The sequence below is a fragment of the Woronichinia naegeliana WA131 genome, from assembly GCA_025370055.1.
GTDB classification, from domain to species: Bacteria; Cyanobacteriota; Cyanobacteriia; order Cyanobacteriales; family Microcystaceae; genus Woronichinia; species Woronichinia naegeliana.
This window is the reverse complement of record CP073041.1, coordinates 6,490,175-6,503,532: the sequence shown is the minus strand read 5'-3', so window position 1 is coordinate 6,503,532 and position 13,358 is coordinate 6,490,175. Positions and strand designations below refer to the sequence as shown.

The window sequence follows — 13,358 nt, the reverse complement described above, 5'->3', positions numbered from 1 at the left end:
TACTATTTTTCTCCGTAAAGGTTTCAGCTTTTTTCAGCAAGCCCTAGCTAAAGATATAAAATCCCTGAAGTGCTTACGGTCAAGGGGTTTAATGCCAATATTTAGAATCAATGTAATGCTCTATTTAGTGATTGATCAAGTTTGTTTGCAGGTTACTGACTCTCTAAGAGGGTGTGACCTTTAGTTGATGAAGGAAAAGAAAAGTGTTAACATGAGATGAAAAGTGACAAAGAGGAAACAATGATGACAGCAAAACTAATTAATGTAGAGGGTTCAAAGATAAAAATAGAACTAACATTAGAACTCAGTCGTTCAATGTTGGATACAGAAATAAATATTCAAAAAGGCTTAAACGAAGTAGGTTGCATCGCCAGCAAAGAAGCCTTGAAATATTTAGATACAGATGGTTCACCCTTAAAAATCGGTGAAGAAATCTGGAAGAGTAAGGGAGAGCAACCGAAAGAATATCAAACACCTTATGGTGAGGTTATAGTGAATCGTCATGTATATCAGCGTTCACCTTTGAGGAAAAACGTATTGCCCCTTAGAAAGAGAAGCAAGGATAATCATAACATCAACGCCATTATTGGCAAAACAGGTATCCTCAAAAATGTCAGGGATGGCAGGCAAAGAGGTGAAAAATGATTTATTAGAAAATCATGGTAGAAAAGTAGCGCTATCCTATATCCAAAGATTGAGTGAAGCAGTAGGAAGTGTGGTACAGGCAAAAGAAGAAGCGTGGAGTTATGCCCCGCCCAAGGAGGATAGCCAAATTGCAACAGTGGGAATAGGATTAGATGGAACCTGTATGCTGATGTGTGAGGATGGCTACCGTGAAGCAATGGTGGGAACCGTTTCCCTATACGATAGTGAAGGCGAACGTCAACCTACAATCTATCTAGGTGCGGCACCAGAGTATGGAAAAAAGAGTTTTCTAGAAAGATTAGAAAGAGAAATTGAGCGAGCGAAAAAACGTTATCCAGAGGCAACATTGGTCGGGATAGCAGACGGGGCAGAATCAAATTGGAAGTTTTTAGAAAAGCAAACGGAAGAACAGATATTAGATTTCTATCATGCCTCTGGTTACTTAGGTGCCTTGGCAGAAGCGTTGCATCCGAATACCGTGTCAAAACAAAAAGAATGGTTGACTGAAAATTGTCGAGAACTCAAGCATGAAAAAGGAAAAGCAGGAGAACTGCTAAATCTGATGAAAGAAGTCAAAGAAGAAAAAAGTCATTCTAAGAATCTTACCGAGAAACTACAAGCGGCGATTACTTATTACGAGAATCATCAGCATCAAATGGATTATGCTGAATACTTAGAGAAAAAGTATCCGATTGGTTCAGGTGTTACGGAAGCAGCTTGTAAGACGTTGGTCAAACAACGATTATGTTGTTCAGGGATGCGATGGAAGGAAAAAGGAGCAGGAATTATTTTGAGCCTACGAGCTTTGGTATTGACCAAGGAACGATGGAGTCAATTTTGGGCAAAACTTGATCAATATGGGTTCCCTGTAGAACCCTGATTACAACAGCTTTTATCAACTAAAGGTCGCACCCTGACCAATGGGAAAGAATCAAAGAGCTATTGCCCGGAAAAGAGGGAGATGTGGGAGTAACGGCCAAAGATAATCGTTTGTTTGTCGAAGCGGTATTATATCGATATAGAGCGGGAATTCCTTGGAGAGACTGGCCCGACAGCAATTCTCAGTTTTAGATACAGCAAGCCTTTTAGGGATTTAAAGAACATTTCAAAGGGGGTTTTTGGGGCAATTCTATGTGTACTACCATGCCTGAAAGCCTGAAGACTCGTAAAATGAACTTGTTAATCCCGTTGAATTTTACCCCGTATTACGCGAACTAAAACCTGAAACCCTTGCTACAGCGCAAATTTAGAATTGCTGCTGGCCCGAAGAGTTTGGAGATTTTCGAGTGATTCACACGCGGTTTACGCGATGGACGAAATCAGGGGTGTGGGAAAAGATATTTAAGCATTTAGCACAGGATGCCGATAATGAATACGCAATGATAGATGCAACGATTGTGAGAGCCCATCAACACAGTGCAGGAGCAAAAAACAGTAGTGCAGAGAAAGAAGATATAGGAAGGAGTAAAGGAGGATTAAGTACGAAAATCCATGCAGTAGTGGACGCATTGGGGAATCCGGTCTCTTTTTTTCTAACGCCGGGTCAAGCCTGTGATTTAGACGGAGCCGATGTTTTGTTGCCTAACGTGGAAGCAGAAGCGATGCTAGGGGACAAAGCCTATGACGCAGACGAGAGAGTAATTAAGGTTTTAGAAGAAAGAGAGATAGTGCCTGTGATACCCTCGAAAAGTAATCGAAAAGAACCTCGCCCTTATGATACATTTTTGTATAAAGCCCGCCATTTAGTCGAAAACTTCTTTGCGAAACTCAAACAATATCGTGCGCTTGCGACTCGTTACGACAAGCGCACAGCCAATTTTCTAGGAGGCATCTATCTGGCAGCATCAGTTATATGGTTAGCGTAGCTCCACTTGAACAGCATAATTGTCCACTAATGTCAAGAGCCTTAATTGATGACCAGCAATTCCAAATTCAGAATGTAGTCAAAGATACAAAAGGCTCGATGTATTTACTGGCAAGGGTTTTGCTATGAAAATTGCCAATTAATCAACTAGGAAGAATTCGAGACAGCGAGAGAAACTGAGTCATCAAGCATAAAATCTAAAAGATGATGCCAGCTTTCAAAGAACAGATATTTGGTCAAAGAGAGAATATCTTGAAAGAATCCCTTACGAGTGCCGCGTTGGACGCGAATTCTCTGGTAACGTTCATCAACCAAACCTAAAACCGTGTGCAAGAGAAAAGCCAGCAAATTCAGGGTAAGCAAAACAGAGGCGAGGTGTTGTTTACCATGCCCAAAATTATGCTCTAAGTGATAGCCTCGATTTTTGAGAATATTGTGATTCTCGTTCTCAGTGCGCCAACGAGTCCGTCCAGCACGACAGACATCAAGAACGATGTGAGGGGTGAGAAAATGATTGGTAATCCAACTATTGTGATAAAGAAGTTGAGCATCGGATTCGCGGTGGATTTTTAGCTCACACCAGTTAACCAACAAAGCAGGCTGTTGGTCTCGCAGGGGAATCTGATTGAGATAACGGCAGTGCCAAATCTCGAAATACTTCCCATTCCAACGTCGGTGTTGAGTGGTTTTGACTTCTCCATTAGCTTCTAAATAGTTTAACCCCACATTCCGTACATAAAAAAAGAACAAAGAAAATAAGAAAAGTCATTATGACAAAAGATAATACTGACAAGTAGTAGCCCCAAAAAAGCGCAAAATCCTCTCTCGCTCAAGCGTTAGATTGATTATTTGGGGACAATTATCCAGTACAACCCAATGAACTCCTCTCAACATCTGAAAAATCCAACGCAGTGTCGGACGCTGAGTCGGCTTTCCCAACTGATTAGGCACAGTCTCCTCCTGCTCTGCCAGAGCCAGTCTCAGTTTACGTTGTCCCAAGCTGTACACCAGTAAACACAACACCATGATGAAACTCAATGCCATAATCCGCTCAGGGGTTTTGAGAAAAACACTGGACGCCAAAAACAGAGGGTCTTTAAGGAAGCGAAAACCTCGCTCTACCCCTTGCTGTTGCTTGTAGTGGACAAGCAGTTGCTCATCGCTCAAAGAGTCTCCATCTAGCTGATTCGTCGCCAAGACAAAACGTCCTGCTGCCCGCTCTGAAGCTTGAACTTTCGCACTATTGAGGCTGAAAGTGGCTTGGGCATGATAGCTACGACGAATGGGCTGTTCATGGGGACGGGGTTTACCTCGATGACCGTAATGACATTTTTCGACGACAGTTAGGTCTTGAAGAAGATGCCATTCTAAACTCTTCTCCCATCGGCTCAGGGCGGTTAAAGCATCCTCCCGACAAGCAAATTCCTGACGCTGTAATTGTTCTAATTGTCTTTGAGCTTGAGCCGTTGCTTTCTCTGTCTTCTTCGTCAGTTGTTTGAGGTCTAAAGCTTTTTTTTGCTCGCTATCTACCACTATCCAACGTTGTTTGACTCCCCCATATTCACTTTCTAAGGAGGTAAGACGATAGCCCTCTAAATCAGTTGTGATGAATTGCTCCGAGGCTAATTGACTGACCGCATCCTGCACTTCTCTAATCGTTTTCGGCACAGAACATAACCAGTATATGCCGGTTAACTTTTGCAAGTTATCGGCACTGTATAAGGCTGAATCTGCTATATACAAACCATCGAATTGCCACTGCTCATTGAACTTTTTCAAGAGTTTAGCAAACTCTTTTTTATCACTTTGATTGCCATCTCCTAATTCGAGAAAAGCGGGAATGTCGCCATCCCCCCAACAGACTAGATTCAAGACAAATTGTTTCAAGTCTGGTCGCTTATCCTTTGAATAGCCATGAGTGATATGGATTATTTGGCTTTCTTTGTCTTCTCTCTCCACCGATAATTTATATTCCCCTTGTACCGATAATGAACTGGAGTCTAAATGGGAACTTTTCATCACTATTTTGAAGATTTCTACGGCTTTTAGACAAATTCCGAGAAACAAACGGCTGATGCCGGCCATAAAGATTAAATCTAAGACTCTCCCTAAACGGTCATCATTCAGGTCGCTGGCTTTTATTCCTTTTCCTAAAAGATGTTCTACTGGTTTATCTTCAAAAAAACGACTGAACAAATATAAAGGAGAGTTGATAAAGCCTAAGCCATTGAGAATCATCGCTTTCACTACCAGACCCGCACTGATTTTAGCACGGTCATTTTCTCCTAGTTGTTCATTGATATAATCCACTAGACCTAGTTCATCAACTATCGCCGCGATTATTCCTAAATGGTCGAGATTTTTAACGTTTAATTGGGTCATTTTCTCTTGGGTTTATTAGCTTTTTTATTTTAACTATTCTGTAGCCATTTTTGAATCTATTTTTATTTTTTCAAAACTAGTACGGAATACGGGCTCTAACACAGAAGTCGAAGAAATTAGCATAGATGGTGGGAAGGTACGACTCAGAACTCCCAAGGGAGAACCCTTAATTTGGCGTGATTATAAAGGAGTCAGTTTTCATCAATTGGGGGTAGCTGCCTTTTTTCAAGATAACTCGGCTTTATTAGATTTGGTTAATTCTCAAATTTTGGCTAAGCCTTTAATTTGTTTGGGAGATGGACATGATGGTATCTGGAACTTATTTCGTGAGATAGGACAGAAACATGAGCGAATTGAAATTTTGGACTGGTATCACTTAATTGAAAACCTCTATAAAGTTGGGGGGTCATTCCAGCGAATTGAGGAGGTCAAGTCTTTTCTTTGGACGGGTGAAGTGGATGCCGCTATCTCCTATTTTGAGGGATGGTCAGAGCCTCAAGCTGAGAATTTTATCATTTATTTAAACAAGCATAAACATCGGATTGTCAATTATGGTTATTTGCAGGCAGAGGGCATTTCCATTGGCTCTGGCTCTGTCGAATCTCAAGTTAAACAAATTGGTCATCGTCTTAAAATTACTGGTGCGAGTTGGAATTCTGACAATGTACCACAAGTCCTTCGTCATCGCTGTTCCTATTTAAATGATTACCTTTTTTGACTCTTTCATTTACCTCGTTAAGTATTTCTACTTATTGCAAAGGTGAGATGCTCCCTGAATAAATACAAGGGAGAATTAATAAATCCTAAGCCATTGAGAATCATGGCTTTAACCACCAGACCCGCACTGATTTTCGCACGGTCATTTTCTTGTAACTGTTCATTGATATAATCCACTAGACCTAGTTCATCAACTACGGCCGCGATTATTCCTAAATGGTCGAGATTTTTAACGTTTAATTGGGTCATTTTCTCCTCGGTTTGTTAGCTTTTTTATTTTAACTATTCTGTTGCTATTTTTGAATCTATTTTTATTTTTTCAAAATTAGTACGGGATATGGGTTTAACCATTCATAGAGTGTGGGATGAGAAGTCGGTAAACAGACGAAGATAAAGTTGAAATCGTGGTCGAGACAGTGCTGACAAGTGGGCTGACGACTGTACAAGTCATCCCCTAGCAGAGTTATCTTCTGTCCCGCAAACAAACTAGCATGGTTACTTATCCAACGTTTCGCCGCATTTTGCTCGCAATCTTGCTTTTCAGACCCGTCTTGAGGGGTAATAAATTCAGGGGGTAAGGAAAAAACTGATTCATGGTCTGGGGAAACAATCACGGGCAATAATGCCTGATGGAAGTAGGTGACTTTTCCCTGTTTTGACGTTTTGGTTGAACAGCATGGACAATTTACTTTTTCCGAACTGTAGTAATTTGTCCCATCCATTGCTACTAGAAGATTTCCCCTCAATATTTCATAGGCTTTCAAGAATCCCATGCTCCTCAATGCTTGGTAAATTAACCCAAACAAAGGGAATAGACTACTCGCTGCTACCCCATCCACAATGTTGCGAATCTGTTCTACTGTTGGTATTTTTTCTAGTCCAAACAAGCTCTGAGCATTATCTCGCCCACAACGGCTGTTAAGCTGACGTTGGTACTCTAAAAATGACTCATTTTGCATAAAAAAGGCGGCAAATGCCCCCAGTATCGCCTCTCTTAGACTATATTTCGTTGCATTACTAACCGAACGGGGGTCATCTATCTTCCCAATGACCTCGTTTAAACAGTGAACGATTCCGTCAAAACTTAGGTCGTTTACTTCCATCTTTCTCTCTGCAAAATCAGTAGACACTTTTCTCTTTATTCATAACTTCCTATAGGTCAAAGTTTTTCTGTCTCTATTTATACCATTTGAATTTGGAATTGCTGATTGATGACCAGCAATTCCAAATTCAGAATGTAGTCAAAGATACAAAAGGCTCGATGTATTTACTGGCAAGGGTTTTGCTATGAAAATTGCCAATTAATCAACTAGGAAGAATTCGAGACAGCGAGAGAAACTGAGTCATCAAGCATAAAATCTAAAAGATGATGCCAGCTTTCATTTACCTGACTTTTCCCGTTAAGTGCGGATTGCAAGCTGCCAGCCTTGGCAAAGGTCATGCAACTTCAACCAACCGCGCCAAAGGACTTGGATACCGAGAGGAGTTTTACGACGATGTTCAAGATAACCACCAAGAAAAGCAACAGACTCGACAGCCCAAGCAACAGTCAAAATAGGGGGAAGTTTTTGAGAGGCGGCTGCTTTTAACACCTGAAGTTGAAGAGGATTAAGAATTTCAATCGCGAGAGCATCGGGCTGGGTACGATGAAGATAAGTAACGTGTAAAAGTTCAACAGCAATGACACTTAAAAAACCCAAAAGAGTTTTCATTCCATCAGAGGCAAGTCGATAACGCTCACTCTGACAACCAGACTTAAGGACTTTATGAAATTCTTCAACCCGCCATCGGTAGGTGTACCAACGAAGAATAGTGACAGCCATCTCAATAGTCTCAACAACTTCTGTAGTCAGAAGCATCCAAGATAAAGGAGTTTCGCCTTCGGGACAATCGATTTCTGTCGCATAAACAGCATAGACATTCAACGGGTCACGATTATCAAAACGATAGGGAGTTCGTAGATTAACTGAGCAAAATCGGACGGCAAGCTTAACCTTCCGTGCTTTTCTTTTTCCTGTACTCGGAATCTCGATTTCTTGATGAAAACGAATCGGTTCTGATTCCAAATGTTGCCAAAGTCGTTCACTATTTTTGTCTAAACTACGATTATGAGACGCTCTGACCAGCACTCCTGTATGCTTGAGTTGACGCACTGAGTCAAAGACTTCTGAAACATCTCCTTCTCTGTCAAATACATGAATTACCCTCGTTGAACTTTCTACCTGTTTCTCACAGGTGTTTAGAGCCTCTACCCATTTGTAGGATTCTTTTTCCTCAAATGGTCTTTGACGAGCTGCTTTTCTTTGTTCTTTCTGTCTTTCTTTTTTCTGCTTCGCCGTTTCATCTGTTGGGGGCTTTTCTTTTACCTCCCTATTCCACAGTTTTTGCCATAATAAACCTAATACTTGTCCTTTTTCTGGCTCAATTGCTAAAGCACTATGCAGTAGACATCTCCATAATACTATAAAATCGACAAATATGCTATAATCATAGAAATTTAGACAGGAGTAACTATGCCTGAATACATCTATATGTGGGCTTATATTCAAAAACAGCCTCAAGAAACAAAGAGGTTGTTAGGAATAGAGTACCCAAAATTATTAGAGCTTATAACCTATGGCAAATTACTTAAAAAAGAATTTGAAGAAAGCAAAACCACACTGATTAAAGCAGGTGGTGGAAATAAACCGAAATTATCAGAGGAGGAGCAAATAGTTTTAATGCTAGTTTACTTAAGGCATTATCCGACCTTTCAGCTACTAGGAATAATGTTTGAAATAAGTGAATCGTCTGCCCATAATATATTCAATTATTGGCAGTCACTATTCGGAGAAAATTTACCAGCAAGTCTATTTGAACAACTAAAAAAGTTGCCAGAAGAAATAGAAAAAGTTAAAGAGGAGCTAATCCAACATGAACTAATAGTGGATGCGACAGAACAACCAGTAGAAAGACCTTTAGGGCAGGAGGCACAAAAACCATACTACTCAGGTAAACAAAAAAGGCATACCTCAAAAAGCCAAATAATCATTTGCCCAAAAATCAAGGAGATTGTGGATGTTGTGATAGGAGAAATAGGTTCAAAGAGCGATGTACAAATATTACGTCAAAGATTGGCTAAATTCCATCAAGAACAAGGCTTTCTAGGTGATAAAGCCTACGAGGGAGAATTCCAATTAACAACACCAAAAAAGAAACCAAAGGGGCGAGAATTAAGCAAAGAAGAAAAAGAAAGAAATAGTTGGTTATCGTCTCGACGAGTAGTGGTTGAACATATGATTCGATTGCTCAAAGTATTCAAAGTGATGCAAGAAAAATTTAGACTAAGAAAGGGAAGATATAAGTCATTAATCTCAACAGTATGTGGATTGGTGAGACTAAGGATAAATGCGCTGATATTAAGCATTATAAAATGTAGCGAATCAGGGCAGGTAATTGAGGTAAAGATGAGTCATTGTTTTTTGCCAGAATTGAATTTGGAGGTCTGAAAGCCCTGTAAACTCGTCTATGTACCAAGAAGTCTACTGAGTCTAGATTTAGCTACACTGCTTGCTAGACTAGGCTTTCCAGTTTTTGGAGATGTCTAGTATTAATCCATTCCCTCCTTTTCCAGTCGGCCCATACCCTTCCCTTTTTTCCTTGATATTGCGATAATCTAAGAAGGTCGTATCTCCGACTGATAGCATTATCTTATATTCTTCTACGGCGGCAGTTGTCATTTCACAGTGCGGCTCTATTATCTTGACAAAGTCTGTTTTCGGATTCCCAAAAATTCATAGGCCCTCTTTAACTCGTTTCCTCCCTTAAACACTTCTGATAAGGCTTTTCCAAACCCCTCACTTAACTTTTTCCCAATCGAGAAGGCACGATTGTTTAGCCTCTCGTCTCCCAATTCACAACTGGCAAAGTTTTTTGTCCACCATTCCAACATTTTTTGACCTGCCCTTTAAGATTTTCTCCATTTTACAGTCTCATACTCCCTTCATCCTTTGTTTTTGAAATTTGAACGATAAGCGGGATGATGGCTTCAGAATATTTTTTTCCTGTCAAGAGAATCATTACTCAAACCCTTGCCAGATAAAGCCTCTAGAAGTTTGCATTGCTGGATTTTGGACTTAACGGGAAAAGTCAGTTCAAAGAACAGATATTTGGTCAAAGAGAGAATATCTTGAAAGAATCCCTTACGAGTGCCGCGTTGGACGCGAATTCTCTGGTAACGTTCATCAACCAAACCTAAAACCGTGTGCAAGAGAAAAGCCAGCAAATTCAAGGTAAGCAAAACAGAGGCGAGGTGTTGTTTACCATGCCCAAAATTATGCTCTAAGTGATAGCCTCGATTTTTGAGAATATTGTGATTCTCGTTCTCAGTGCGCCAACGAGTCCGTCCAGCACGACAGACATCAAGAACGATGTGAGGGGTGAGAAAATGATTGGTAATCCAACTATTGTGATAAAGAAGTTGAGCATCGGATTCGCGGTGGATTTTTAGCTCACACCAGTTAACCAACAAAGCAGGCTGTTGGTCTCGCAGGGGAATCTGATTGAGATAACGGCAGTGCCAAATCTCGAAATACTTCCCATTCCAACGTCGGTGTTGAGTGGTTTTGACTTCTCCATTAGCTTCTAAATAGTTTAACCATTCATAGAGTGTGGGATGAGAAGTCGGTAAACAGACGAAGATAAAGTTGAAATCGTGGTCGAGACAGTGCTGACAAGTGGGCTGACGACTGTACAAGTCATCCCCTAGCAGAGTTATCTTCTGTCCCGCAAACAAACTAGCATGGTTACTTATCCAACGTTTCGCCGCATTTTGCTCACAATCTTGCTTTTCAGAACCGTCTTGAGGGGTAATAAATTCAGGGGGTAAGGAAAAAACTGATTCATGGTCTGGGGAAACAATCACGGGCAATAATGCCTGATGGAAGTAGGTGACTTTTCCCTGTTTTGACGTTTTGGTTGAACAGCATGGACAATTTACTTTTTCCGAACTGTAGTAATTTGTCCCATCCATTGCTACTAGAAGATTTCCCCTCAATATTTCATAGGCTTTCAAGAATCCCATGCTCCTCAATGCTTGGTAAATTAACCCAAACAAAGGGAATAGACTACTCGCTGCTACCCCATCCACAATGTTGCGAATCTGTTCTACTGTTGGTATTTTTTCTAGTCCAAACAAGCTCTGAGCATTATCTCGCCCACAACGGCTGTTAAGCTGACGTTGGTACTCTAAAAATGACTCATTTTGCATAAAAAAGGCGGCAAATGCCCCCAGTATCGCCTCTCTTAGACTATATTTCGTTGCATTACTAACCGAACGGGGGTCATCTATCTTCCCAATGACCTCGTTTAAACAGTGAACGATTCCGTCAAAACTTAGGTCGTTTACTTCCATCTTTCTCTCTGCAAAATCAGTAGACACTTTTCTCTTTATTCATAACTTCCTATAGGTCAAAGTTTTTCTGTCTCTATTTATACCATTTGAATTTGGAATTGCTGATTGATGACCAGCAATTCCAAATTCAGAATGTAGTCAAAGATACAAAAGGCTTGATGTATTTACTGGCAAGGGTTTTGCTATGAAAATTGCCAATTAATCAACTAGGAAGAATTCGAGACAGCGAGAGAAACTGAGTCATCAAGCATAAAATCTAAAAGATGATGCCAGCTTTCAAAGAACAGATATTTGGTCAAAGAGAGAATATCTTGAAAGAATCCCTTACGAGTGCCGCGTTGGACGCGAATTCTCTGGTAACGTTCATCAACCAAACCTAAAACCGTGTGCAAGAGAAAAGCCAGCAAATTCAGGGTAAGCAAAACAGAGGCGAGGTGTTGTTTACCATGCCCAAAATTATGCTCTAAGTGATAGCCTCGATTTTTGAGAATATTGTGATTCTCGTTCTCAGTGCGCCAACGAGTCCGTCCAGCACGACAGACATCAAGAACGATGTGAGGGGTGAGAAAATGATTGGTAATCCAACTATTGTGATAAAGAAGTTGAGCATCGGATTCGCGGTGGATTTTTAGCTCACACCAGTTAACCAACAAAGCAGGCTGTTGGTCTCGCAGGGGAATCTGATTGAGATAACGGCAGTGCCAAATCTCGAAATACTTCCCATTCCAACGTCGGTGTTGAGTGGTTTTGACTTCTCCATTAGCTTCTAAATAGGGCTTGCTGAAAAAGTCAAAAAACGAAAGAAATGTGGGTTAGGGAAGTATGGACTGAAAAAGCATAGATAACTTATCCTTATGGAAACAAATCAAAATACAGATTTTGTTTAATCTATTGTTCCTTTCTGTCTAAAAAGGTCAACACAAATCACTCCTCACAAAAGAGAGGAAAATTAACACCATTTTTCACAAGAAAAACGACTCTACAACTTTTTACTTTTTGTTTTCTTTTTTGTCTTCTGAAGTAGAGTAGAAAGATTCATTACCAAAAAGTTCATCGCAATTACCGTTTCCGAGGTCTCAGGTAGTTTGGCCATCACTCGACCAAGACTAAATTTCCTCTTTCCCTGTCCGAATTTACCCTCAATGGCGTTACGCACTCTTTCATCTGAGCGTGCCTCTTTCTTTTTTTCTTTGCTCACCTCTTTCGGCGGTCTTCCCAATCGGGGACCACTCATTCTTATATCCCTTTCTTTACAATAAGCTCGATTCGCTTTTGTTCGATAGATTTTATCCACATGAACCGATTCCGGATAACATCCTGTTTCCCTTTTATATTCTTCTATTCGCGCTTGTAAATCTCCCGATTCGTTGTAATTATCCCAACTTAATTTGTCTAAGAAGACAAAGCCATTCACATTACTTGCCGATATTTTAGCTCCAAACTCTACTGCTTTTCCCGCTTTTCCACGCACTATTGGACGCACGTGAGGTTGGCTTACACTCACAATTCTGTTTTCTACTTTATTTGTCTTTTTTTCATACATTTCTAACTGTTGCTCATACACTTTTCCTATCGTTACAAGCTCTTCTTGCTCTTTTTTCGTTAGTTTTTCTAACTTTGCTCCCTCTTCTATCATTTTTTCTATATCAGACAAGTTTCTTTTTATATATCCTAGTTGTTTTTTTGTTCCTTTTCTTCTTTCTTTTTTTGACACACGACGTTTTTTTGCTATGGCTAAGTACTCTTTTCTTGCCACTTCCCTATAAGTCCTCGGCTTTTCTTTCCTTTTCTCTTTTATTTCTTCATACAGCTTATCTATTATTTTTTCTGTTTTTTCTCTGGCATCATTCAATATTCCTATATCCGTTGGATATTTTATATCTGCTGGTGTACAAGTCGCATCTAACAATAACTTTCCTTCATTTTCTTTTTTTCTGACGCTACACCCGTCGCTTTTTTTTCTATTTCTTTATTAATTTTATTTATTTATTAATTCCATTCCTATTTTTTTACGAAAATGAACCATCATTGACGCATTAAATGCTTCTTTGCTACTATAGCTTTCCATTCCTATAAAGTACTGTAAATAAGGGTTCTCTTTTATTTGTTCTACTGTTTCTCTGTCACTTTTTCCTGAAATTTCTTTGATAATTAATGCTCCTAATGCCATTCTAAATGATTTGGCTGGGGCTCCTTTTTTTTCTGTGAAGTTTTTTGCATATTCTTCCTCATATTCTTCCCAAAGAATCATTTTTGACATTTCTATCCAACGATTTTCTTCGTCTAACTGCCCGCCGAACAGATTTTTCAAGTTTTCTGGTGTTTCAATTGAGTACTGTTGCTTTCGGTACATCTGCT

The 13,358-nt window shown here is 40.0% G+C and carries 9 protein-coding genes and 6 pseudogenes; 5 read left to right on the top strand and 10 right to left on the bottom strand.

Annotated elements, in window-relative coordinates:
• The first annotated feature begins 243 nt into the window (after window positions 1–243).
• The 3 genes and pseudogenes from KA717_33030 to KA717_33020 all read left to right on the top strand — a co-directional run bounded on the left by KA717_33030 (window position 244) and on the right by KA717_33020 (window position 2,510).
• A pseudogene (locus KA717_33030) lies at window positions 244–1,525 on the top strand (ISKra4 family transposase).
• Between the two features lie 50 nt (window positions 1,526–1,575).
• Window positions 1,576–1,695 (top strand): annotated as a pseudogene (locus tag KA717_33025) (IS5/IS1182 family transposase).
• Window positions 1,696–1,931: 236 nt separating this feature from the next.
• Window positions 1,932–2,510 carry an IS5 family transposase gene (locus KA717_33020; protein UXE60348.1) on the top strand — a complete coding sequence of 193 codons (579 nt, stop codon included), beginning with the start codon at window positions 1,932–1,934 and terminating at the stop codon, window positions 2,508–2,510.
• A 146-nt stretch (window positions 2,511–2,656) separates the two neighbouring features.
• Here the strand turns inward: KA717_33020 and KA717_33015 are convergent, their stop codons facing one another.
• Both KA717_33015 and KA717_33010 read right to left on the bottom strand, forming a co-directional pair.
• Window positions 2,657–3,235 carry a hypothetical protein gene (locus KA717_33015; GenBank protein UXE60347.1) on the bottom strand — a complete coding sequence of 193 codons (579 nt, stop codon included), beginning with the start codon at window positions 3,233–3,235 and terminating at the stop codon, window positions 2,657–2,659.
• Between the two features lie 42 nt (window positions 3,236–3,277).
• Window positions 3,278–4,891 (bottom strand): IS1634 family transposase, encoded by a 1,614-nt coding sequence (locus KA717_33010; GenBank protein ID UXE60346.1) that lies wholly within the window; start codon window positions 4,889–4,891, stop codon window positions 3,278–3,280.
• Window positions 4,892–4,994: 103 nt separating this feature from the next.
• On the opposite strand from KA717_33010, the pseudogene KA717_33005 reads away from it, so the two are divergent.
• Window positions 4,995–5,609 (top strand): annotated as a pseudogene (locus KA717_33005) (ISKra4 family transposase).
• 17 nt (window positions 5,610–5,626) lie between these two features.
• Here the strand turns inward: KA717_33005 and KA717_33000 are convergent.
• The 3 genes and pseudogenes from KA717_33000 to KA717_32990 all read right to left on the bottom strand — a co-directional run bounded on the left by KA717_33000 (window position 5,627) and on the right by KA717_32990 (window position 8,055).
• Window positions 5,627–5,857, bottom strand: a complete 231-nt coding sequence (locus KA717_33000; protein ID UXE60345.1) for a DUF4277 domain-containing protein — start codon at window positions 5,855–5,857, stop codon at window positions 5,627–5,629.
• A 62-nt stretch (window positions 5,858–5,919) separates the two neighbouring features.
• Window positions 5,920–6,738, bottom strand: coding sequence for a hypothetical protein (locus KA717_32995; GenBank protein UXE60344.1), 819 nt, complete (start codon window positions 6,736–6,738; stop codon window positions 5,920–5,922).
• Between the two features lie 270 nt (window positions 6,739–7,008).
• Window positions 7,009–8,055, bottom strand: a pseudogene (locus KA717_32990) (IS4 family transposase).
• 84 nt (window positions 8,056–8,139) lie between these two features.
• On the opposite strand from KA717_32990, the gene KA717_32985 reads away from it, so the two are divergent.
• Window positions 8,140–9,096: a transposase gene (locus KA717_32985; GenBank protein UXE60343.1), complete on the top strand. Its 957-nt coding sequence runs from the start codon at window positions 8,140–8,142 to the stop codon at window positions 9,094–9,096.
• A gap of 96 nt (window positions 9,097–9,192) precedes the next feature.
• On the opposite strand, the pseudogene KA717_32980 reads toward KA717_32985, so the two are convergent.
• From KA717_32980 to KA717_32960, 5 genes and pseudogenes are all read right to left on the bottom strand, one after another.
• A pseudogene (locus KA717_32980) lies at window positions 9,193–9,327 on the bottom strand (IS4 family transposase).
• A 17-nt stretch (window positions 9,328–9,344) separates the two neighbouring features.
• Complete coding sequence (locus KA717_32975; protein ID UXE60342.1) at window positions 9,345–9,539, bottom strand: transposase; 195 nt, start codon at window positions 9,537–9,539, stop codon at window positions 9,345–9,347.
• A 96-nt stretch (window positions 9,540–9,635) separates the two neighbouring features.
• A complete protein-coding gene (locus KA717_32970; protein ID UXE60341.1) occupies window positions 9,636–11,027 on the bottom strand; it encodes an ISNCY family transposase in 1,392 nt (463 codons plus the stop codon).
• Window positions 11,028–11,206: 179 nt separating this feature from the next.
• A complete protein-coding gene (locus KA717_32965) occupies window positions 11,207–11,650 on the bottom strand; it encodes a hypothetical protein (GenBank protein UXE60340.1) in 444 nt (147 codons plus the stop codon).
• 362 nt (window positions 11,651–12,012) lie between these two features.
• Window positions 12,013–13,353: pseudogene (locus KA717_32960) on the bottom strand (IS5 family transposase).
• Window positions 13,354–13,358: the final 5 nt, after the last annotated feature.